The sequence below is a fragment of the Shewanella sp. HL-SH8 genome (assembly GCF_051165765.1).
GTDB lineage: Bacteria > Pseudomonadota > Gammaproteobacteria > Enterobacterales > Shewanellaceae > Shewanella > Shewanella glacialimarina.
Genome location: NZ_CP195039.1, coordinates 2,089,330 through 2,112,622, shown reverse-complemented (window position 1 = coordinate 2,112,622; position 23,293 = coordinate 2,089,330). Strand labels below are relative to the sequence as shown.

22 protein-coding genes are annotated in these 23,293 nt (G+C 41.1%); 5 read left to right on the top strand and 17 right to left on the bottom strand.

The features are described 5' to 3' along the window. Complete coding sequence (gene recD / locus ACRWQN_RS09390) at window positions 1–2,199, top strand: exodeoxyribonuclease V subunit alpha (RefSeq protein WP_434940551.1); 2,199 nt, start codon at window positions 1–3, stop codon at window positions 2,197–2,199. A gap of 237 nt (window positions 2,200–2,436) precedes the next feature. Continuing rightward, window positions 2,437–3,444 (top strand): D-alanine--D-alanine ligase, encoded by a 1,008-nt coding sequence (locus ACRWQN_RS09385; RefSeq protein WP_434940550.1) that lies wholly within the window; start codon window positions 2,437–2,439, stop codon window positions 3,442–3,444. Between the two features lie 40 nt (window positions 3,445–3,484). Here the strand turns inward: ACRWQN_RS09385 and ACRWQN_RS09380 are convergent, their stop codons facing one another. The 9 genes from ACRWQN_RS09380 to ACRWQN_RS09340 all read right to left on the bottom strand — a co-directional run bounded on the left by ACRWQN_RS09380 (window position 3,485) and on the right by ACRWQN_RS09340 (window position 12,931). After that, window positions 3,485–4,216 (bottom strand): substrate-binding periplasmic protein, encoded by a 732-nt coding sequence (locus tag ACRWQN_RS09380; protein WP_434940549.1) that lies wholly within the window; start codon window positions 4,214–4,216, stop codon window positions 3,485–3,487. Continuing rightward, window positions 4,203–5,966 (bottom strand): ABC transporter substrate-binding protein, encoded by a 1,764-nt coding sequence (locus tag ACRWQN_RS09375; protein WP_434940548.1) that lies wholly within the window; start codon window positions 5,964–5,966, stop codon window positions 4,203–4,205. The genes ACRWQN_RS09380 and ACRWQN_RS09375 overlap by 14 nt, the downstream gene beginning before the upstream one ends. 196 nt (window positions 5,967–6,162) lie before the next feature. Beyond that, window positions 6,163–6,750, bottom strand: coding sequence for a cytochrome c3 family protein (locus ACRWQN_RS09370; RefSeq protein WP_226415953.1), 588 nt, complete (start codon window positions 6,748–6,750; stop codon window positions 6,163–6,165). A gap of 20 nt (window positions 6,751–6,770) precedes the next feature. After that, the gene (locus tag ACRWQN_RS09365; RefSeq protein ID WP_434940629.1) at window positions 6,771–7,217 is read right to left on the bottom strand and encodes a nitrate reductase cytochrome c-type subunit; all 447 of its coding nucleotides are present in this window, start codon (window positions 7,215–7,217) and stop codon (window positions 6,771–6,773) included. Between the two features lie 35 nt (window positions 7,218–7,252). Next, window positions 7,253–9,742, bottom strand: a complete 2,490-nt coding sequence (napA, locus tag ACRWQN_RS09360; RefSeq protein ID WP_434932022.1) for a nitrate reductase catalytic subunit NapA — start codon at window positions 9,740–9,742, stop codon at window positions 7,253–7,255. Window positions 9,743–9,744: 2 nt separating this feature from the next. Continuing rightward, window positions 9,745–10,002, bottom strand: coding sequence for a chaperone NapD (locus ACRWQN_RS09355; RefSeq protein WP_226410234.1), 258 nt, complete (start codon window positions 10,000–10,002; stop codon window positions 9,745–9,747). Window positions 10,003–10,037: 35 nt separating this feature from the next. Beyond that, complete coding sequence (locus tag ACRWQN_RS09350; protein ID WP_226410235.1) at window positions 10,038–10,196, bottom strand: periplasmic nitrate reductase, NapE protein; 159 nt, start codon at window positions 10,194–10,196, stop codon at window positions 10,038–10,040. Window positions 10,197–10,691: 495 nt separating this feature from the next. Then, entirely contained in the window at window positions 10,692–11,600 is a 909-nt protein-coding gene (locus tag ACRWQN_RS09345) for a class I SAM-dependent methyltransferase (protein WP_434940547.1), read from the bottom strand. Window positions 11,601–11,758: 158 nt separating this feature from the next. Next, window positions 11,759–12,931, bottom strand: coding sequence for an AI-2E family transporter (locus ACRWQN_RS09340; protein WP_434925871.1), 1,173 nt, complete (start codon window positions 12,929–12,931; stop codon window positions 11,759–11,761). Window positions 12,932–13,018: 87 nt separating this feature from the next. Between ACRWQN_RS09340 and folX the strand changes: the two genes are divergently transcribed. Together folX and ACRWQN_RS09330 are read left to right on the top strand one after the other, a co-directional pair. Beyond that, window positions 13,019–13,387: a dihydroneopterin triphosphate 2'-epimerase gene (gene folX / locus ACRWQN_RS09335; RefSeq protein WP_434925870.1), complete on the top strand. Its 369-nt coding sequence runs from the start codon at window positions 13,019–13,021 to the stop codon at window positions 13,385–13,387. 91 nt (window positions 13,388–13,478) lie between these two features. Beyond that, window positions 13,479–14,366, top strand: a complete 888-nt coding sequence (locus ACRWQN_RS09330; protein ID WP_434940546.1) for a TIGR01777 family oxidoreductase — start codon at window positions 13,479–13,481, stop codon at window positions 14,364–14,366. A 79-nt stretch (window positions 14,367–14,445) separates the two neighbouring features. Here ACRWQN_RS09330 and ACRWQN_RS09325 read toward each other — a convergent pair whose 3' ends face one another. Next, complete coding sequence (locus ACRWQN_RS09325; RefSeq protein WP_434940545.1) at window positions 14,446–15,342, bottom strand: LysR family transcriptional regulator; 897 nt, start codon at window positions 15,340–15,342, stop codon at window positions 14,446–14,448. Between the two features lie 176 nt (window positions 15,343–15,518). Between ACRWQN_RS09325 and ACRWQN_RS09320 the strand changes: the two genes are divergently transcribed. Then, the gene (locus tag ACRWQN_RS09320) at window positions 15,519–16,025 is read left to right on the top strand and encodes a lactoylglutathione lyase family protein (protein ID WP_434940544.1); all 507 of its coding nucleotides are present in this window, start codon (window positions 15,519–15,521) and stop codon (window positions 16,023–16,025) included. A 101-nt stretch (window positions 16,026–16,126) separates the two neighbouring features. On the opposite strand, the gene ACRWQN_RS09315 is transcribed toward ACRWQN_RS09320, so the two are convergent. From ACRWQN_RS09315 to ACRWQN_RS09285, 7 genes are all read right to left on the bottom strand, one after another. Beyond that, the gene (locus ACRWQN_RS09315) at window positions 16,127–16,456 is read right to left on the bottom strand and encodes a YbaB/EbfC family nucleoid-associated protein (protein ID WP_226410242.1); all 330 of its coding nucleotides are present in this window, start codon (window positions 16,454–16,456) and stop codon (window positions 16,127–16,129) included. A gap of 219 nt (window positions 16,457–16,675) precedes the next feature. After that, window positions 16,676–19,591 carry a DNA polymerase III subunit gamma/tau gene (gene dnaX, locus ACRWQN_RS09310; RefSeq protein WP_434940543.1) on the bottom strand — a complete coding sequence of 972 codons (2,916 nt, stop codon included), beginning with the start codon at window positions 19,589–19,591 and terminating at the stop codon, window positions 16,676–16,678. Between the two features lie 138 nt (window positions 19,592–19,729). Continuing rightward, window positions 19,730–20,281 carry an adenine phosphoribosyltransferase gene (gene apt / locus ACRWQN_RS09305; RefSeq protein WP_226415957.1) on the bottom strand — a complete coding sequence of 184 codons (552 nt, stop codon included), beginning with the start codon at window positions 20,279–20,281 and terminating at the stop codon, window positions 19,730–19,732. Between the two features lie 105 nt (window positions 20,282–20,386). Beyond that, entirely contained in the window at window positions 20,387–20,755 is a 369-nt protein-coding gene (locus ACRWQN_RS09300; RefSeq protein WP_434940542.1) for a YbaN family protein, read from the bottom strand. Window positions 20,756–21,119: 364 nt separating this feature from the next. Then, entirely contained in the window at window positions 21,120–21,890 is a 771-nt protein-coding gene (locus ACRWQN_RS09295; protein WP_434929977.1) for an HvfC family RiPP maturation protein, read from the bottom strand. After that, entirely contained in the window at window positions 21,890–22,747 is an 858-nt protein-coding gene (locus ACRWQN_RS09290; protein WP_434940541.1) for an HvfB family MNIO-type RiPP peptide maturase, read from the bottom strand. The genes ACRWQN_RS09295 and ACRWQN_RS09290 overlap by 1 nt, the downstream gene beginning before the upstream one ends. Before the next feature lie 94 nt (window positions 22,748–22,841). After that, window positions 22,842–23,270: an HvfA family oxazolone/thioamide-modified RiPP metallophore gene (locus ACRWQN_RS09285; RefSeq protein WP_434929980.1), complete on the bottom strand. Its 429-nt coding sequence runs from the start codon at window positions 23,268–23,270 to the stop codon at window positions 22,842–22,844. Window positions 23,271–23,293 lie beyond the last annotated feature (23 nt).

Below are 23,293 nucleotides of genomic sequence, written 5' to 3'. Positions count from 1 at the left end.
ATGTTAACCACCACGCTCCCCATGGCTCAATTGCTTAAACAGTGGCAACAAGCAAAATTGATCACCGCGTTAGACAGACACTTTGCCCTTGAGCTCGCCAATATTGAAAACATGGCTGCCTCTAGCGTTATGCCCACAAGCGATATCAATAGTGTTAATAATACCGATCCAGTTGACCAAGTAGACAGTGATTTATTGCTATTAATCTGCACCCTACTGAGTCAGCAATTGTCGAATCAGCACAGTTGTTTAGTGTTGCATAATATTGTGCTGACTAATCCAATGGCAGAAGACATAGGTAGCCACCCTTTTGCGGTGAGTGCTGAAGCGTCATGTCAAATCACAGTCGATCACAATCAATTAATTGAACAACTTAGCCAGCTTAATGCTATCGGTCAGCCCGGTGATAACACGCCAATGATCATCGAATTTAACCGACTGTATCTGAATAAATACTATGTGTTCGAAACTCTGGTTGCCCTTAAATTACGCCAACTTGCCAGTATTAATATACTTGCCGACAACCCATTACTGCCTGGCTATTTAGATGATTTATTCCCACCACAAATCCATAATAGCCATCAATTCGATTGGCAAAAAATAGCCACAGCAACCGCGCTAACCAAAGCGCTTGCCGTCATTACTGGCGGCCCGGGTACCGGTAAAACCACCACAGTCACCAAGTTACTCTTGCTATTACTGACTCAGCAGAATATGACCATTCGATTAGTGGCCCCAACAGGTAAAGCGGCAGCTAGACTGAGTGAATCAATCAAAGCCTCGAAAAATCGTTTAAGACAAAGCTTAACCGCAAATCAGCAACCTCAAGCACTATTGACCGCATTAGAGGCGATACCCGAAGAAGCCGCTACGTTGCACCGTTTACTCGGTGTCATACCGCATTCCCATCAATTTAGGCATAACAAAGACAATCCATTGCGACTTGATTTGCTGGTCATTGATGAAGCATCAATGGTCGACTTACCTATGATGAACAAAATATTAAGCGCACTGCCGGACAACGCCAGGTTAATTTTATTAGGCGATCAAGATCAATTAGCCTCGGTTGAGGCCGGAGCCGTGTTAGCTGATATTTGCCAGGGGCTAAAACAAACTGCACAAACTGCAAAAGCTGACATTAACGTTGGCATCAAAGCAGATCAAACCAATCTGGCGCCTTGGCGTATGCATTATAGTCAGCAGCAAGCTGACAACATTAAACGGCTCACTGGGCAAGATGTAAGTCAGTTTATTGATACCCTTGACGATAACAATACTCAAAATAATTCTGACTCGCATAATACTAACAGTCAGTTTGGCGACAGCTTATGTATGTTGATGCATAGCCATAGATTTAAGGGTGATGCGGGTATTGGTCAGCTGGCAAACGCGGTTAATGACGCGAATGTCAGCCATATCCGTCAAGTGTGGCAGCACGGTTATGCTGAACTGAACTGGTTTGAGCATCAAACCCATTCCAATAAAATTAGCGCCAATCAAATCAGTGCTAATCAAGACAACACTGGCAAACAACAGTTATTAGCCTTGTCCGTCAGCGCTTATCAGCCCTATTTACAGATGATTCAATTCAACCAGAATGTGTTTAATAACAATGTTGCTAATACGCCTGTTTATGGCGCTGAACAAATTATTGAGCAATATAATCAGTATCGTATGCTGTGCGCCATGCGCGCATCTGAGTACGGTGTCGATGGGATGAATATCGCGATTACTGACAGTTTGCGCCAGGCTAAACTTATTCAACCAAAGCAAGAGTTTTACCTTGGGCGACCAATCATAATTCAAAACAATGATTACAATTTAGGCCTGTTTAACGGTGATATTGGCCTGATTTTACAGGACCAGCAAAACCCGGCTCGGTTAATGGCACACTTTATCCAAGCTGATGGCAATTTATTAAAAGTGTTACCCGCAAGACTCCCTAAACATGATACCTGCTTTGCCATGACGGTACATAAATCCCAGGGCAGTGAGTTTGATCAAGTCAGCTTTGTGCTGCCGCCAAGGCCAAGTGTAGCGCAGTGGCAACTGCTGACCAAAGAGTTGGTATATACCGCAATTACTCGGGCAAAAAATCATTTCTATTGTTTAGGCAGTACCGCAGTATTTGAGCGAGCAGCAAAACAAGTCACCACCCGAGCATCAGGGTTAGCGCTGCGTTTATGGAATATCGACTAATGTTGAAATACCATTAATAAAGCCGGTTTAACTAGGGTCTATTTAGCTAAAGTGCCTCTTGTTTAAGTTGAGTATGCTTTACCTTAAATAACCTCTAAAAAAATTAACATTGATGTTATTTAAAACTGAAATATTGTTAACCTCCACTTGCCATGACCCAGTGTGGATCTTTATCATAAGCAGGTCATTTCAGGGCGCATTCATCTAGCCCAATTTTATTCATTTTTAGGAGCAAGCATGCCAAAAATTAATCTGCTACTGTTATGTGGCGGTGGCGGCGCAGAACACGATATTTCATTAATGTCGGTTAAGTTTTTTGAGTCATCACTGGCTAAGTCAGATAAATTCTCGGTACTACGTTTAGAGCTAGATAAGCACGGACATTACAAAAACCAAACCGGTGATGTATGTGAGCTAACTAACCGCCGTGAAGTGCGTTTCGAAGATGATGCTATTGCAGCATGGCCTGTGGATTATGTTATTCCTTGTATTCATGGTTACCCTGCTGAAACCGGCGATATTCAATCTTATTTTAACTTAATTCAGTTACCCTACTTTGGCTGCGAATCAGAAGCATCGAGTAATTGTTTTAACAAAATCACCGCAAAAATGTGGTTTAGTGCTTTAGGTGTACCTAATACGCCGTATATTTTCCTGCATCAATATGATGATGACGCGATAGCCCAAACTACTGCAGCGTTTGATAAATGGGGATCGTTATTTATTAAAGCAGCATCTCAAGGGTCATCTGTCGGCTGTTATAAAGTCGATGATAAAACTGACATTGCCAACATATTAAAAGAGGCGTTTAGCTATTCACCCTATGTGATTGTCGAGCAAACGATAGTTGCCAGAGAGCTGGAAGTGGCCGTCTATGAATACCAAGGTGAAATCGTGGCGACAAAACCGGGCGAAATTGTCTGCGACAGTAATAACTTTTATACTTTCGATGAAAAGTATGCCACTAACAGCAAGGCTAAAACCTTTATCGAAGCTATTAATGTCCCCGATGAGATTAGCGAACAAATTCGCGCTTATGCCATAAAAGCCTTTAAAGGGATGAAACTACGTCATTTATCGCGTATTGACTTCTTCTTAACCGCTGACAATCAAATTCTATTGAATGAAATTAATACCTTTCCGGGTTTAACGCCTATTTCAATGTTCCCTAAGATGCTTGAGCATCATGGCCATGATTTTAGTATCTATTTGACTGACATCATTGATTCACAGCTGAAAAGTTAATTGTACGCATTCTTAAAAGGCAATCTGCTTAGGTTGCCTTTTATAACTCCAAACCGTACTTTCTATTCAATTGCGCCATATAACCACTTCTATACAAAAATAGTAGTGCATCATTTAACAATTTCTGGGTTGATTCTAGTAAATCGTAATGGCAAGCCATGGCTCTAATTGAAGTATAAAAAATCAATTCAGGTTCAATGAATGCTAGGCCTTCATTTTTCATTAATGCTTTAGCACTGACGATATCCGCAGCCCAAAAATTAATACGCCCACGTTCAAGCTTCTTAATATTTAATCTATCATTATTAGTTAATTCAACTTCATAGCCTGAATTGATCAGATACTCGCCTATGCCGCTGCCCAGAAAGCTGCCAATACTTGAGGATTTAGCATCACTGAGGGTAATAAGTGGATCGAGCAGAGGTTTACGGCTAAACAAACCATATCGAGACAGCATCACTGGACCTATCCAACTAAAATGCGTTTCACGTTGCTGATTTCTTTCAATCGGGAGTACACAGGTATTTTTATCCGATGCAGCCATCGCCATACCCCGTTTGAGTGGATAAAATAATACTTCATATTCCATACCTGCTTGGTTAAATAAAGCCTCAATAAGCTCGATTACCAAACCTTGTTTTTTGTCCTCATTTTGCGATGCAAAGGGAACTTCTGAATAGGTAATAATGGTCAGCTTTTCCGCTTTCAAATAATTTGAAAACAGCACAACCAATAAGACTACTTGTAATATTAAGCCTTTAATGCCAAACAAGAATAGCCTCCTCATAGGGTAAGGTACGCCCTTGTTCTTCCGTTAGTATTTCACTTTTGGGTGAACCCGGCTGAGATAGCCAATATTCTGCGGGTTGGCTTGCATTCATTTTGGGAGCACATTGGATATTAACCATCGATAACTCAAGCTGGGACAAATGCTTATCCATACGTTCAGCTAATGCATCTAGACCTTGTTTTGAAGTGTATGTGCCATTGACAATTTGACTAATATATTGCCACCAGAACCCTGCCATATTAGCGTAATCGGGAACATTTGTTCCTGTAGGAGTCCAAACATTTCGGGCTTTACTGCGATAAAATTCAACCAACCCACCAAGATAAGGTGCTTTTTGGGTCATGACTTTTGATTCAATATCCGACAATCTAATTGGCGTTAAGCCTTTAAGCGTCTTTTTCAGTGATACTGATTTTGACACCACAAACTGGGCATACAGCCAAGCGGCTAATTGCTGTTGCTTGGGGGTATTTTTCAAAAATGTCCAGGAGCCTGTATCTTGATAGCCTGACTTCATGCCTTTTTGCCAATATTTACCCACAGGAGAGGGAGCCACTTTCCATTTAGGTATACCATCTTGATCAACTATATCTAAACCAGGATCTGTTAAGTCTCCGACAAAAGCGGTATACCAAAATATTTGTTGAGCAACCTGCCCCGTTGCAAGCCATCTACCCGCCTCTGAAAAGGTTAAGCGCTTAGCTTCTTCAGGGGCATATTCCAGCCATGATACAAATTTATCAATAGCATATATAGCCGCTGGGCTATTAAGCGCGCCACCACGTTCAACACTTGCCCCGACAGGCTGGCATCCTTCAACTCTAATCCCCCATTCATCCACTGGCATACCATTTGGCAAGCCAATATCCCCAACGCCCGCCATTGACAGCCAGGCGTCGGATATTCGCCAACCTAATGACGGATCTGTCGCGGCATAATCCATGTGACCATAGACTTTTGTGCCATTGATTGAGCGAATGTCTTCACTAAAAAAACGGGCGATATCTTCATAAGCTTGCCAATTTTGAGGCACTCCTAATTGATAACCATAATTTTTTTTGAATAAAGCTTTGTAGGTTGGATTTTCGAACCAATCACTACGATACCAATACAAATTAGCAAATTGTTGATCCGGCAACTGATAGATCACACCATCAGGGCCTGTAGTGAACTGTAAACCAATAAAATCGTTAAGGTCCAAAGTAGGTAAGGCATATTTCCCAGAATCTGATAATAACAATTCATTAATGGGCGTAACTTGACCACTGCGAAAGTGGCTACCAATAAGGTCACTATCATTAATATAGGCATCATATAAATTTAACCCTGTCATCAGTTGAGCCGACAGTTTTTTAATCACATCATCTTCGCCCGTTAACTCATGGATAACATGGATACCGGTTAATTGATAGAATGCTTTGGCCAGTACTTCAGATTCATATATATGGGTATTTATACGCTCAGATACGACTCGAATAGTCATACCTTTAAAGGGTATGGATTGAGTGGCAAACCAGGCTAACTCTTGCCGCTGTTGCTGCGGGCTTAGGGTTGTAGGTTGTAATTCATCGATAATCCAATCCGGGATTACGATGGGAATAGATTCGATAGATAAATGTGTCGCGGTTACAACTGAATTTGAGTCTAATTCAGTTTGAGCAAATGACTCAGCTGTGAACGTAGTCCACAACAAGCCAATTAAAATAGCCGCATTCAACACTGATATTTTCACACCGATAATATCTCCTTCGAGAATACAAAAAATATCCCTATCAATATGATGATTGACAATTTCTCTTGGTAAATTGGTATTAATTTATCATAGCTTATTAAAAATATAATGGGTTGCTATCTAACTAGTTTTTACTGATTAAAGTAAAAAAAGACCAGCAAGCTGGTCTTTTATGATGATGTATTAGCCTTAACGGTTAGAAACCTTCTACACCCGCCATATCAGGTAATTGGTGTGCAATCCCCTTATGACAATCGATACAGGTTTTCTCACCGCTTGCCAATGACGTTGAATGCATTTGTGACGCACGCTTTGATTGACGAGTAAAGTCCATATAATCAAAGTTATGACAGTTACGACATTCAAGTGAGTCATTTGCCTTCAGACGAGCCCACTCATTTTCAGCTAGGTGACGGCGTTTCGCCTCAAACTTTTCACGGGTGTTAATTGTACCAAACACCTTGCCCCACACTTCTTTTGAAGCTTGCATTTTACGGGCAATTTTATCGGTCCAGTTATGCGGAACATGACAATCAGGACAAGTTGCACGCACACCACTTCGGTTCGTGAAGTGAATCGTGCTTTGTAATTCCTGATAGACGTTATTCTCCATCTCATGACAACCGATACAGAATTTCTCTGTGTTGGTCACCTCAAGCGCAGTGTTAAAACCACCCCAGAAAATTACCCCTGCTACAAATCCACCTAATGTCAGAAACCCAAGGCTGTAATGAACGCTCGGACGGTTTAGTACCTTCCAAACAACTTTTAGCTTTTCAAACAAATTAGCCAACATAGTCACTCCTAATGCTTAGCAGGTGCTGTAGCATCCATTAGATGATCGAGGTCGACAAAGTCATTTTCGACCAATAGTTTGGCATCTAATTGAATCACATGACACTGGGTACAGTTATAACGTCTTGGAGAAAGCTCAGCCAAGAAGTTGTTATCTCTGTCCATGTAGTGAGTCACGCTAACCATAGGTGCTTGAGAGTGGCCAGTGCTATTGCGAGCATGGCACTGCATACACTTATTGACCTTTAAATCTAATTGGTAACCATCAATCTTGTGAGGGATCAAAGGTGGCTGCATTGGATAATTACGCATTTGCTTTAAATCAGTATTAAGCACTTGCTGCATTGCTGGCGGTATTGGTTCGATATTAATTGGCGCCAAACGTAAGGTATCAATCTGGTCTTCAGGCACACTGGTCGCCAGTACGCTGAATGATAAACCTAAAATCGCAACCATTGACGCAACTTTGATAATGTTCATGTGTCTTCCCCTTATGCCTTCATAATCTTAATGGCACACTTTTTAAAGTCTGTTTGCTTAGATATTGGATCGGTAGCATCTAAGGTCACTTTATTAATCAGTTGACTTGCATCAAACCAAGGTACAAACACTAAGCCAACAGGTGGCTTATTACGACCACGAGTTTCTACACGTGTCTTAATTTCGCCTCGACGCGAGATGACTTTAATTTCATCACCACGGCGCAAACCACGTTTTTTAGCATCTTCAGGATGCATAAAACACACTGCATCAGGGAAAGCTTTATAAAGCTCTGGTACACGCTGAGTCATTGAACCTGAATGCCAATGTTCAAGCACTCGACCCGTTGATAGCCAAAGGTCGAACTCTTCATCTGGGGCTTCCGCTGCGGGTTCATAAGGTAATGCGAAAATAACCGCTTTACCGTCTGGTTTACCATAGAATTCAAAGCCTTTGCCAGCTTTGACATACGGATCTGAACCTTCACGGAAACGCCATTTGGTTTCTTTACCATCAACCACAGGCCAACGAAGACCGTGCTCTTTATGATATGTGTCAAAATCAGCTAAATCATGACCATGGCCACGACCAAAGGTAGCATATTCTTCAAACAGCCCTTTTTGAACATAGAAACCAAACGCTTCATTTTCATCATTGAGGAATTTAGGATCTGCATCAGCAAGTGGGAATTTTTCGACATTGCCATTTTGATACAAGACTTCATATAAAGTCTTACCTTTAAACTGCGGATTTGCTGCCAATACCGCTTCAGGCCACACTTCGTCAGTGGTGAAGTATTTAGAAAACTCCATTAACTGCCATAAATCGGACTTAGATTCACCCGGTGCTTTGACCATTTGATGCCAGAACTGGGTACGGCGCTCTGCATTTCCGTAAGCGCCTTCTTTCTCAACCCACATAGCTGTAGGTAAAATCATGTCTGCAGCTTGGGTGGTCACTGTTGGATAGGCATCTGACACCACGATAAAGTTATCTGGGTTACGGTAACCCGGTAAGCCTTCTTCGTTTATATTAGGGCCAGCCTGCATGTTATTGTTAACTTGGACCCAGTAACAATTTAGATCGCCATCTTTAAGGCGGCGGCTTTGCTCAACGGCATGAAACCCAGGTTTTTCTGGAATAATACCACTTGGGATTTTCCAAATGTTTTCAGCAATTTTTCTGTGCTCTGGGTTAGTCACAACCATATCAGCAGGTAAGCGGTGCGAGAAAGTGCCCACTTCACGTGCAGTACCACAAGCTGAAGGCTGGCCAGTAAGAGAGAATGGACTGTTACCAGGAGTAGAAATTTTACCCACAAGTAAGTGAATGTTGTACATCAAGTTATTACACCAAACACCACGAGTGTGTTGGTTAAAGCCCATGGTCCAAAATGAGGTCACTTTAATTTTAGGATCAGCATACAGCTCGGCAAGCTCAAGCAGTTTGTGCTCAGGTACACCCGATAATTTACTGACCGATGTCACATCGTAGTCAGCAACAAACTTTTTAAACTGTTCAAAATCGATTGGGGTTGAATCGTTTGCGGTATCTGCGTTTTTAGACTTCATCTGGGTAGGATGAGTCGCACGTAGGCCATAACCAATGTCAGTGGTGCCTTTACGGAAATTGACATGCTTATTAACGAAATCCCAGTTGACCTTGTCATTTTGGATAATGTAATTAGCAATGAAGTTAAGAATAGCCAAATCTGTCTGCGGGTTAAACACCATTGGCAAATCAGCTAAATCAAATGATCTGTGCTCAAAGGTCGATAATACCGCGACTTTTACATGGGGCGCGCTTAAACGACGATCTGTCACTCGAGTCCAAAGGATCGGGTGCATTTCTGCCATGTTAGAGCCCCATAATACGAACGCGTCAGCCGCTTCCATATCATCGTAACAACCCATTGGTTCATCAATACCAAAGGTACGCATAAAACCAGCAACAGCAGAAGCCATGCAGTGACGTGCGTTAGGGTCGATGTTGTTGGTACCAAAGCCAGCTTTCATTAGCTTAACGGCGGCATAACCTTCCCAAACAGTCCATTGACCAGAACCAAACATGCCAACAGCAGTAGGTCCTTTTGCCTTAATGGTTGCTTTCCACTTTTGTGCCATTGTTTCAAAAGCCGTACTCCAGCTAACGGGAGTAAACTCACCGTGCTTGTCATACTTGCCATCGGTCATACGTAACATAGGCGAAGTTAAGCGGTCACGGCCGTACATAATTTTGGATAGAAAATAACCTTTAACACAGCTTAAACCACGGTTAACTTCACTATTCGCATCACCATGTGTCGCAACGACTTTACCATCACGGGTTGCAACCATCACAGAGCAACCTGTACCACAGAAACGGCAAGGGGCTTTATTCCACTCAAGTTTGGTTTGTTCTGAACTGGTAATGAGGTTACTTGCAGCTGCAGGTAATGCTAATCCAGCGACACTCGCTGCTGCCATTGCGGCATTAGCTTTCATAAAATCACGTCTATTCATTTTCATATCTCACCCTCTTCAAGCTCTTCACTTTGGTGGTAAACCATGGTCGCTGTTAACACGCCGGGTAATGCATTAATTGTCGAAATATCATCCATTAATGATTTTTGGCTTGTACCTTCAATCACCACAACAAGCTTGACGTCATTGTTTGCTGAAAGCTCTGCGTTTTTGATTGCCATAATTTTTTGTCTAACGTCAGCCATTTTGTCTGGATGTACTTGGACAATTAGACTGGTTACGTGAAGTTCATTGCTCATTAATCACACTCACATGTTTATTTTTAATTTTTATATTAACCAACGCCTGGTGGGCCCGTTAAAATTTGGCTAAACCAGATGCTAAAGCCTAGTGCACTGACAAGCAGGACCGATAAAATAGGTGCAAGGAAGACCGTCAAGAAGATAAAAATTTTCAATTCGAGACTTTTTTCACTTTTAGTGTCTTTACTCATGGAGCCTCCAAGAGTGGTTGGAATGGGGACTTAATCAATAAGTCATTGTCATCATTTTGCTTTACGTAAATGTTACCGCTAAACCGTTTACAATCTATATACTCACAAATTGGTAAACATGTGTTTACTTGATCTAGATCATTAAAATAGACAAACTATTAGCAACTCTCAGTTTCTAAACACAAACATCGACTAAATAGACAGAATTCCAATGACAGAACCACGTGTTTAAGCGTAGCTTAATTTAGCTTTATCGCTACCACCGAAGGGTGATTTAGCTCTGATAGATAGTAAAAATGTGAGCTGTATTTGAAAACAGCGTTGGGGGAATCGCTTACTAATGTGAATAAGCCCTCGATTGAATGTCAATTATCAATTGAATCTTAAAGGGGATCAAAATTGTCATCAGCAAGGTCGTTAACACTCTCAACGACAAGGTGTTAAGAGTGTACGTGGAAGTTATTATGGAAGTCGTTGTAGAAATGGTAGTAAGGATTAGGCCATTGAGTAACGCAGCACTTTTAACGATTTTTGCTCGTCAATATCAGCAAAAATATCAGGATTAGCAATACGCTCCACATAGTGTAATTGTGGTGCAGTCTCACTCACTTGCTGCATTAAAAAATCACAGCCTAATTCCGGTGCATTTAAACACAATAACACCTCACCATCTGCTGCGAGTAAGCTTGGTAAGCGTTTCAATAAGCGCTCATAATCCTTGGTCGCCACAAAACTGCCCTTTTGGTTACTTGGAGGGTCAGCAACAATCAAGTCATAGGGACCCAATTTAGTCAGCTTACCCCAGGATTTGAAAATATCATGACCAAGATACCGTACACCTTGTGGTAAATTATTCAGTACATGATTTTGTTTACCTATACTGAGGGCACCTTTGCTCATATCCATATTAACCACTTCATCCGCGCCACCAAGTAATGCCGCGACCGAAAAACCACAGGTATAAGCGAATAGATTTAATACTTTTTTGCCTTTCGCATGCTGCTGTACCCAGCGTCGGCCATTTGCCATATCTAAGAATAACCCATGATTTTGTCCACGCATGATATGGACATTAAACAAGGCGCCCTGCTCTGTTACCACATGATTATCTGGCACACTGCCACAAACCAGCTCTGTCACAGTTTGTCCGCCACTTCGGTGTTGAAATACCAAATTCAACTCTTTACTGTCAGCTTGCTGATGATACTGTTCGGTGATGGCCGTAAACAAGGCTTGCTGTTCTGGCTCATCCAATGATTTAAAGCTGGTCAGCAGTAGCACGGGAGGATACCAATCGAGACACAGGTGTTCTTCACCTTGGAATAAACCACCACGGCCATGAAACACCCGCTGAACTTCATTATCAAAAGTAAATTGACTCAAGGCTGTTATTAATCCAGACATAAATATACTGTATTCTCTTATCTTTTTATTTTAAATTGGATTCATTTTGGCTATTAACATTTTAATATTAAAAGTATATTAGCTTATTGATATCGTTTTAGTAGGGCTATTTGGCCGTACTTATATAGTGGTAAATATGAGTGACTCAGTTAGAAACATTAGCTCTTTTGACTTGGTTCATCATCTGTATCATCCAGCTTATTCACCGCAGCGATTGATTCACCCTCCACATTGTCAACTTCTACTTCTTCGCTACTGGCTTGTGCCTCAGAGTCTAATTCGGTCATTTTATCTTCTGCATCGTCGACATTGTCTGCTAATAAAATAGCTAACCACATACCCGACTGACTCGATTCCATGCCAATTTTAACCACCATGGTCAGTGGGACTGATAATAACATCCCAACAGAGCCCAATAACCATCCCCAAAAGATTAATGACAGGAAAACCACTAAGGTTGATAAGCCTAAACCTTTCCCCATAAACTTAGGCTCAATCACATTACCCATCACCATATTGGTGCCAAAGTAAAGTAATCCTGTTGCCCCTGCCGCGCCGGGACCAAACTGAATAAAAGCCAATAGCACAGCAGGGATAGCGGCAATAATAGACCCTATGTTAGGAATGTAATTAAACAAAAAAGCGATAACGGCCCATAACAATGCATAATCAACACCTATAATCGATAAGCCAATGCCGACAATCACACCTGTTGCTAAACTGACTAACGTCTTAATCATCATGTATTGATTAACTGAATTTAAAAATTTATCGATTTGCTTTAAACGCATATCAGGATCATCTAGCGCCAGATGGAATTTTTTAGGCATGTCTTGTGCTTCGAACAACATAAATACAATGGTCAAAATGATTAAGAATAAATTAGCCATCACATTACCCACACCAGAAAGCATATTAGTGGTCATGCTTAGGGCCATACCGGGATCAAAATACTCTAATACTTTATCTCGGGAGATATTAATATTAAACGACTGGAGTTTATCGAGCACCCATGCAAACTGCTCTATTAATTGGGCACGATAAACTGGCATTTGCTTTGAAAATTCATTCACTGAACTGCCGACTAGACTTGCTAGCCATAAACCAATTAGCACAATGAATAACATCAGCAGCATCACAGCTAGCGCTTTAGGAATTTTGAACCGACACATTAACGTAATAGCAGGATTACAAATCATTGCTAAAAATGCCGATAACACAAAAGGCACTACAATAGGACTGGCCGTTTTAATGCCCGCAAGAATAATCACTACGCATGCCATTACAATGAAACTGCGAACCGCCATAGACGATTGATGTATACCCTTCATAGAAGAAAAATCCTTGTTGCTACCGAAGTGCTAAATTAGTTATGTTAAGCTTACTCATTGAAAAATCTTTATTACTAGAAAAATATTATGAAACCAGAAACCGCTATTATACGCATTAAAAATCTTCGTTTACGTACCTATATCGGCATTAAAGAAGATGAAATTCAAAACCAACAAGATGTCATCATTAATGTCATCATTCATTACTGTGCAGACAAAGCTCGCAATAGTGATAACCTAGCAGACGCTCTCAATTATCGCACTATAACAAAAAAAATCATTGCCTTAATTGAAAACAATCGTTTCTTATTACTGGAAAACTTGACCAACCAGACCCTAGAAATAGCCAGTGAGCATCATTGGGTTGAGTTTGCTAGTGTTGAAATTGACAAGCCACATGCGCTTAGATTTGCCGACTCAGTATCAATGGAGCTTTGTTATCAAAAGCCTACTTAACAGTATTGAGCACGTTTGGTATTGATCAACTCAAGATTATAATGCGTATGTTACTGTATACTGCATTTAAAATTATTGGCTAGAGTGGCATATGAATATACTAATCACTGGTGCAACCGGCTTTGTTGGCAAACATTTGGTTGCCAAACTGGCTGAACATAAATTAACTGTCCTCTCCCGCGACATTAATCAAGCCGCAAAAGTATTAGGCACCCATCATACTTTTATTGAAGACATTAGCCAGCGGAGCCATTTAGATAACTTCGATGCGGTAATCAATTTAGCTGGCGAACCGATTGTGGCAAAACGCTGGACTAAAAACCAGAAGATCCGCATTTGCCATAGCCGTTGGGATATTACTCAAAAGCTAAGTCAATTAATCGCTTCAAGCCAACGCCCCCCAACAACATTCATTAGTGCTTCAGCTATCGGTTATTACGGCAGACAAGGCCAGGAACCAGTTGACGAACATAGCCAATTTCATGATGAGTTTAGTCATCAAATATGTCAAAAATGGGAACAACTGGCCCTTGAAGCAGACTCATCAACCACTCGAGTATGCATACCTCGCATTGGTATAGTGCTGGGTAAAAATGGCGGTGCATTAAGCAAGATGTTACCCCCATTCAAATTAGGCCTAGGTGGCCCAATTGGGAAAGGCAAACAAGGAATGAGCTGGATACACCAGGATGATTTAGTGGCATTAATTATGTGGATGTTGACGACCCCAACAACACGGGGAATTTACAACGCCACAGCCCCAAATCCTGTTAGTAACGCCGAATTTTCATCTGCCTTGGGCAAAGCATTAAATCGCCCAGCAAAAATTATCGCCCCACCTCTAGCGTTAAGATTAGCCATGGGAGAAATGTCAGAATTACTCACAGAAGGTCAATATGTACTGCCAACCCGTGCGTTGTCAGAAGGATTTACATTCAAGTTCACCGATGTAAATTCAGCATTAGCGGCCATAGCCTAATACCTGTGGCACCCGCTAACTAACATTGTTGCCAAGCTTATCTGTTTAATGCAGGTAAGCGAACAATTTATCCTAAAGCTTACATTAGCGATTTAATTAAACGAATAATGTTTTGATAACGTGTTGCCAGTACACGATGTTGCTTATTCACTAAATATAATGGCTCAAAAACGATTAATGCTTGTCCATCCTTATTTTTTGCTATTTGAATATCTCCCTGTTGCACAAAACTTCTTACCGCAAACTCAGGTAATACAGTAAAGCCAAGTCCGTTAGCGGCGGGTAATAATATTTGATTAAGCTGATTAACATAACCTTTTGTTTTTATTGTCATAGTCGATTCGGCTTGAAAAAAAGCAGCCTTTAATTGATGCCAATAATAATGGGCATCAGGATGCTCTATCATCCCAAGCAGGGTTAATGACTCAAAGTTGATATTAGGTTGATACGGTTTTCCTGCCACCATTTTAGGTAATACCAAACACAAAGACTGAAGACCTATCTCTGTACTCATTAGCTCAGGTTGCACCACATTTTGAGTAACAATACCTAAATCTAATTGATTGGCTAAAACACTTTCAATAATTCGTTTGTTAGGACCCGCTTCCAAATACATGCGTAAATCAGGGTGATTTTGTTGCTCTTTGAGCAAGTAAGGGTATAGCAAAGACGCCATTGAGCCAGAGCAGCCTATTTTACACTCGCCTGAAAAGGGCGTATCGACAGCTAAATTGTCAAGTAATGCCTGCTGCTGGCTTTGCATTAAGCACGCATAATGATAAACGGCTAGACCGGCCTCAGTCAGTTCAAATCGTTTACCTATCCGATTAATCAATGCACTACCCACCTGCTGTTCAAGCTTTTTAATATGTTGGCTCACTCCGGGTTGAGTCATAAAAAGCTTTTCCGCCGTTTGGGTAAAATGCCCAAGCTCAACTAAAGAGATAAACGTGGTTAACCACTGTTGATTTAACATTCCATCACCTCCTATTCATAACACCAGATAACTCACATATAGCGCTGTTTAAACATCCAACAAAAAATAATAACAAAACATTATCATAATTAGTATTTATGATAATTTTTAAATGAAGTTATTTTTAAATACACTAACCTCATTGAAACAAAACATCCGTAACAGTAGAGGTTTTTATGACAAACAATTATCCACGAAGTTTTTCACACATTGGTATCTCAGTGCCCGACATCAAGGCGGCGGTAAAATTCTATACTGAGGTGTTAGGTTGGTATTTAATTATGGAACCCACAGAAATTATTGAAGATGACAGTGCTATTGGTGAAATGTGTACCGATGTGTTTGGTGCTGGCTGGAAATCATTTAAGATTGCCCATATGTCTACCGGTGACCGAATTGGCGTAGAACTGTTTCAATTCAATAATCAGGAAAACCCAGAAAATAACTTTGAGTACTGGAAAACAGGAATATTTCACTTCTGTGTTCAAGACCCTGATGTTGAAGGTTTAGCAGAGAAAATTGTTGCCGCTGGCGGTAAAAAACGTATGAAAGCGCCCCGTTACTATTACCCTGGTGAAAAACCATACCGGATGATTTATATGGAAGACCCATTTGGTAATATCTTAGAAATTTACAGCCACAGCTATGAGTTACATTATGCCAGTGGTGCTTATAATAAGTAGGTTTATCTAGAAATTGAGATCAAAAAAGCTCAAGCCATCACGGCTTGAGCTTTTTATTATTACCACCATTTCGTGATTGAAATTGTGGTAATGGACTCGTATTAGAACGGCATTTTCATGCCTGGTGGTAATTGCATACCGCCAGTCACTTCAGCCATTTTAGTTTTCTGATTTTCTTCAACACGACGAACGGCATCATTACATGCTGCTGCAATTAAATCTTCCAGCATTTCTTTATCGTCTTCCATCAAACTTGGATCAATTTCAACACGACGCACATTGTGTGCACCTGTCATGGTGATTTTAACTAAACCCGCGCCAGACTCGCCAACAACTTCCATACGGGCAATTTCTTCCTGCACTTTAGCCATTTTGTCTTGCATCATTTGGGCTTGCTTCATTAAGTTGCCCATGCCGCCTTTTCCAAACATAATCTTTTCTCTTTCTCTATTAAATAATCTGAGTTATAGCAAGTCGCCAAAATTAACCTGATTTTACTGAAATTAATCAGATTAGCAAACGGGTTAATATAAATTTGCGAACTTGCTAACCTATTAAAAGCTAGGTTTAACACTTAATGGTTATTGTCAAATGTCACTATATCTAAGCTATGAATTGTATAACAAGTGAATTTTTGCCCATGAAAGGACTTACCCAAGTAATGCGGGAATTTGTTCCGCCACGGTATTAAGCTGCTCTGGTGGATACACCACTGAATCATCGTCTAATTGAGCTGCAAGCTGATCTATCATCCACTTTACACTGTCATCTGTCAGTATCGATTGCTTAGCTTGTAATACTAATTCATGGTGAAAACGTTTACGTAACTCTAGCGGTGTTTCCCGCTGTGCATCTTGGCCAATATCAATATTCACTTGAATATCTTGTTGTAAAAACGCCGATAACCCAGCTTGTAATTGGCCAATAGCAATATCTGCACACAGATGTTTTTGATCCGGTTTTAGGGTCAGTTGTATCGGGTTTGATACCTCTTTACACAAAGAGTTCACCCCAAGCTGTCTAACGCGCCCACCAACTTTAACTTGTACCATGACTTGATACCAATGTAAATCGACAGTATGTCCAGTAATTTTATGGCCGATAACTGTAGGGTAACCAATAGCAGGTGTCGTTTCAGCCACAGGTTCAACTTGTACATGCTGCTGAGTATCTACATCCGCCATTTCGACATGATTAGTTATCGTATCATTGGAATCAATACCAACAGGTGTCTTATGCTGCTCAAGTGATGGTTCAGTTGGCACAGACGATATAGCTGGCTCTGAAGGTAAACTTAAAGGCTCACTTTGCGATAATCTTGACTGGACTTTTTCTGCCAGCTCTTCATCTGTTGGTGCTTCCCAAGGTGGCCTGTCATAAACGGTATCAGCTTGATGGGCGTGAGTGTTTTGAGTTGGTATAGTTGTTGTCGCTGGAGAAGTAGACTCTGCTATGACAGTTTGCGGCTCTTCATCTTGGGCCAATGATTGCTGCGGTGCTATTTTATCATTACTTTTAAGCTCAAGGGTGCTAACACTGCCCAGCTTAGATTGCTTAGCTTGCTGTTTATCTGCGGCTTTTTTATGTGAAGCATCGACTTCATCCTGCGCTTTATGGGCAATAACTTCAGCCAATAAAGTGTCTCTACTGGCTAATACGAGATCGAGAATGTCATCTAATGGGTCATCATCCAACTCAACCAATCCATCGGTATTGTTTATTATGCCATCATGTTGCTGAACTGATGAACTGACGGATGGATCTAATTGTTCACTATCAGCTATAAGCCCTTTTGTTGGCTGAAGCGGAGTAAGTGATGCATCTCCAGCAGAGTGCTGATTATAAGCAAGATAATCTTCATAGTCGCTATTATCTTGACCGTCATCGTCACCGTATTGAATATCACTATAGTCACCATAGTCGGTGGTAGAATATTGATCATTTGATTGATCGCTTGACTGGTTATTATCAATAAATTCAGGCTCAGCTGCAGCCGTAATAGTGAGTTCCGTTTCAGATTGAAGGCTTATGTCAGTCTGACTATCACTTTCACTGTCAATTATCTTGGTAGCAGTGCTATTGCTAGCAAAGCCCATACTTTCAGCCTGATTAAGCACCATGGCCTGCTGGGCAATTAATTCTGCCGCCGCATCATCTTCATTATCAACGACAGCCTTATCGTCAAGGTCATCTTGAGGTTGAGGTTGAGGTTGAGGTTGAGAGTGCGAATGAACAGCTAACGGCGTGCCTTGCTCAGCCACTTTTTTAGTATCACTGGCTTGAGCACTAATATTTTCAATACTGGCGTGTTCTAAACTAGTGATCTCAATACCCGTCGCTTCTTCAGTATCAGCGACTAAAGGTTGTTGAATAACATTTTCAGTTGCGAACTTTGGGCGAGTCTCTATGACCTCTTGCGATGTTAACGCGGCCTCAGTCAAATCGACTTTAGCAGCTGTGTCAGTCACCCAGCGTTTAGTCTGTTTTTCTGGCACAAATGCAACTGCGCGCAATAAAGCCATCTCTAAACCTGATTTTGGATCTGGGGCAAAAGGTAAGTCTTTGCGTCCAGCCAGTAACATTTGATAGTAGAGCTGAATTTGCTCAGCGGATATTTGCTGGGCAAAAGCCAAGATCTGTTCGCTGTATAAAGATGACTGCGCCGCTGCTGGAGCAAATTGAGTCAAGGTGATTTGATGCAGTAATTCCAATAAGCTGCGCAGTACTTCTTGCGCATCAGCACCAAATGCTAACACCTTTGAAACGGTTTGCATTAAAGGTTCAATATCGGCATCACACAGGGCTTTTAACAGTGCAATAACTTGCTGCTGGTCAATACTGCCCAACATGGTTTGTACCTGTTGATGCATCACTTGGCCAGAACCAAAGGCAATGGCCTGATCGGTCAAACTTAATGCATCACGCATACTGCCATTGGCTGCTTTAGCTAATAACGTCAGCGCCTGGTTTTCAAAGGGTAATTGCTCTTGGGTTAAAACAAAATCTAACTGTTTGGCAATTTCTTCTTGGGATAAGCTTTTTAAATTGAACTGCAAACAACGTGACAGCACGGTAACAGGTAACTTTTGCGGGTCAGTTGTCGCTAATAGGAATTTTACGTGTTCGGGAGGCTCTTCTAAGGTTTTAAGCAAGGCATTAAAACTGCTACGAGAAAGCATATGAACTTCATCGATTAAGTAGACTTTATAGCGGCCACGTGAAGGACGATATTGGACGTTATCTAATAATTCTCGGGTGTCATCTACTTTGGTTCGTGAAGCAGCATCCACCTCAATTAAATCGACAAATCGACCTTGAGCGATTTCTTCACAACTTGAACATACGCCACAAGGATTTGCCGTCACGCCTTGCTCACAGTTTAAGCCTTTGGCAAACAGGCGCGCTAAACTGGTTTTGCCGACCCCACGGGTGCCGGTAAATAAATAGGCATGATGTAAACGTTGCTGACTTAATGCGTTAGTCAGCGCTAATAACACATGCGCTTGACCGACCATTTGTTCAAATTTGGCAGGGCGCCATTTACGGGCTAACACCTGATAAGACATGCAATTCCCCAAGCTAAAAAGTTCGGGAATTGATCCCGCTAATTATGCCAAACAATAACATGCAAAACAGCCACAGGCTATTGTTTGGCGGCTATTAGCTGGCTTTATCAACAATTCAATCCTTGTTAATAAAGCTGCTTACTCACCTTCAAACTCACATAAGCTTAATACTTCTATGCCCATGCCTTTTAAGCGTGCTTCGCCACCAATTTCAGGTAATGAAATAACAAAGGCTGCATGTTTAACTTCACCACCTAATTGGCGGATTAGCTTAACCGTTGCTTCAATTGTGCCACCTGTGGCTAATAAATCATCAATCACTAACACTTTGTCATCGGCATTTATCGCATCAATATGAATTTCTAAAGTGTCTTTGCCGTATTCTAGTTGATAACTTTGGCTGATGGTCTCGCGCGGTAATTTACCAGGCTTACGCACCGGCACAAAACCGATACCGAGCTCAAGCGCTAAAGGTGCGCCAAATAAGAAACCGCGTGCTTCAGTGCCTACCACCTTGGTAAAACCTTTAGATTGATAATGTGCAACTAATAAAGCAATAGTGGCTTTGTAAGCTTCAGCATTTTCTAAAAGGCTGGTGACATCGCGAAACATGATGCCCGCTTTAGGGTAATCAGGAATGGTTTTAATGCTTTGCTTAATCAGCGCTAAACTGTCTTTATTCATCATAATGAGAACTCTTTAAATGTGATTGCAATAAAAAAGCCCCACTGGGGACTATTTTAATTATAGAAGCGATCTTAAGCCTGTTGTCTATGGCTTGCAACTGTTGTGCAATTATTCTGTTAACTCTGGGATCTGCCACAAATAAAGCAACAAACCACACAACATACAAAACAGCATCGCTTTCACCCAAATAATGGGCACTATAGTGATACTTAACGCAAAACTTAATGTGGTCATTATCATCGCGCGGCGCTTTAAAGATTTATCCATTGCCCGCTTAGTTTGCCAATTATGTAATGCTTCAGAAAACCAAGGGTGTGTCATTAACCATAGGTGCAGTTTGTCACTTGAACGCGCAAAAAAAAATGCAGCCAATAGGATAAAAGGCACTGTTGGCAATACAGGCAGGATAATACCGATGATGCCAAGTATTAAACTAAGTAGTCCTACGCAAAGATATAAGCCGCGCTTTAGTATCATACTTAGTCACCCTAAAATAAAAAACCACTCTACATGAGTGGCTCTGGTCTTGCTGGTTATTATAACCTAATGTCTGGTCTAAATTAAGCCAGATATTTTTAACCAAGTTAATGTGGCTGGCAGTGTCGGAATAAGTAAAACAGCAATAAAACCAATTAAATAAAAAATGTTGAATGGATCTTTAAACGGCTCGCTCATGATATTTCCTTCGGCAAAAGAACTTGGTTATGTTTGACCTGTGTTCCAGTTAACATATCGCGTTATATATTACGCAAAAAACGTGAACAGGATCACAACGGCGGCATTTTACTGGGAATCATTGACAATAAAAACCTTAAATATTTTATGGCCTTTATTGTCAATATTATCGACTGGTAACGACAATGCCTTTTTCAACCATTTGCGACAACAATTGCACACATCCATTGGTCAATACCTCGGTTTGCATCTGTGGGTATTGCTCTGTTAACCAAGTGACTATTTCAGCTAATGTGAAGTTCTGCTGTTGCTGATTTTTCCCTGTTAAATCGGTACGCTGTGCAACTAATGCTAATACCTGTGCGGTTAATGGGTTCAACTGTAAGAATGCCACCTCATCGTCAAGGTCACGGTAAACACAAAAATATTGCGGTTGCTCAGGCGGTTCAACTGGCTGATAATCTACACTAATATGTTGCACATCAAATTGGTATTGCGCCACTTTTGCACAGGCTGATATTTGCAACGGGCAAGTCGCTAACTGTTCAATGGTTAATGCTTGCTGTGTTAGGCTAGCTTGAGTGGTGGCAACCACTAATTCTAACCATTCATAATGCGCCAACTCTAATAGAAAAATCGGGTCAGTCGGTTTTAATTGATACTGCTGTAAAAACGCTAAAAACTCGCCTGCTATTTCAATAAATATCGGCGTGTGACAATCATGCTCAACAAAAAACTGTTGTACTAACGCAAGCCAGTTTGATTCATGGTACAGAGTTTTTACAACCGGAAATGCGCTAGAAATAAAGCCATTAATATTATTAAAGAATAACTCACGGTAAATCGTCATACGTCTTGGCTCAATACCTTCAGGTAATGGCTGGCTAGGATCACGTATATAGTTCATAAAGCCCTGTTGAATGGCAGTAAATTCCATTAGGCTTTCCTCACTGTTAGTGCAGCTGTTGCTTGCTGTTGAAATGTATGTATTTGGTTGATTTCTTGCAATAATATTTCTGTCGGCGGTATATTAAAATCACGTTCTAACAAGGTGGGTTTGACTCCATGAATGCGATAACACTCCTGCAATAATGCCCATACAGGATCGATAATATCTGCCCCATGAGTATCAACCATTAAGTCAATATCTTCTTGATAATGTCCCGCAATATGCAAGTAGGCGATACGTTCTGTAGGCATAGCTGCTAAAAATGCATTAGCGTCATATTGATGATTAACGGAATTAACATAAATGTTATTCACATCGAGCAACAGTTTACAATCAGCCTCAGCCAGCACAGCATTAACAAACGCTAGCTCGGTCATCTGCGCGCCCGGAGCGGCATAAAAAGACACGTTTTCAACAATAAAAGGTCGCTCTAAAATATCTTCAACTTGCTTTATACGTTTGGCAGTGTGGATAACCGCCTCTTCGGTAAACGGTATTGGCATTAAATCGTACATATGCCCAGCCCCAGAACAATAACTTAAATGTTCTGAGTAAATTTCAATCTTATGTGAGTCCAAAAAGGTTTTAATATTTCTGACAAACTCAGTATCAAGCTGTGCTGGGCTGCCAATCGACAACGAGAGCCCATGACAAAAGAAGGGATGACGTTCGGTAAGCTGTTTGAATTGGCGCGCATATTTGCCGCCTAAGGTCATCCAGTTTTCTGGTGCCACTTCAAAAAACTCTATCGCTTTAGGAGTAAGCTGACAGAACTCGTCCAACATTTCCCGCCTAAGACCTAAACCTACCATTGCATTAGGCATTATTTGATGGGCAGCAGACATAGACAAATCCTTACAACAAAGTACTTATTTACAATAAACATAAGGCCTGAAAACAGGCCTTATTTGGAGAATAATTGTTTAGATAAATTTGTGGTTATTTGTTACCACCACACTTACCTTCACCACATTTACCTTCTTTGGCTTTTTCAGCAGTTTTTTTCATGTCGCCGCCACACTTGCCTTCGCCACATTTACCTTCAACTGCTTTTTCAGCACTTTTTTTCATGTCGCCGCCGCACTTGCCTTCGCCACATTTACCTTCGGCTGCTTTTTCAGCGCTTTTTTTCATGTCGCCGCCGCACTTGCCTTCACCACATTTACCTTCAGCCGCTTTTTCAGCTGTTTTTTTCATGTCAGCGCCGCATTTACCTTCACCACATTTACCTTCGCCACCATCTAATTGGTAACCTTGGGTCAGTTGCTCGAATCCAAATGGGTTTGCTTGTGCTTCTGTTGCCATGCCAGCACTCATTACTACTGCGCCTAAAGCCACTGCTAAGGTAGTTTGCTTAATTGAGTTCATGTTTTGATTCCTTGTAAATAAAT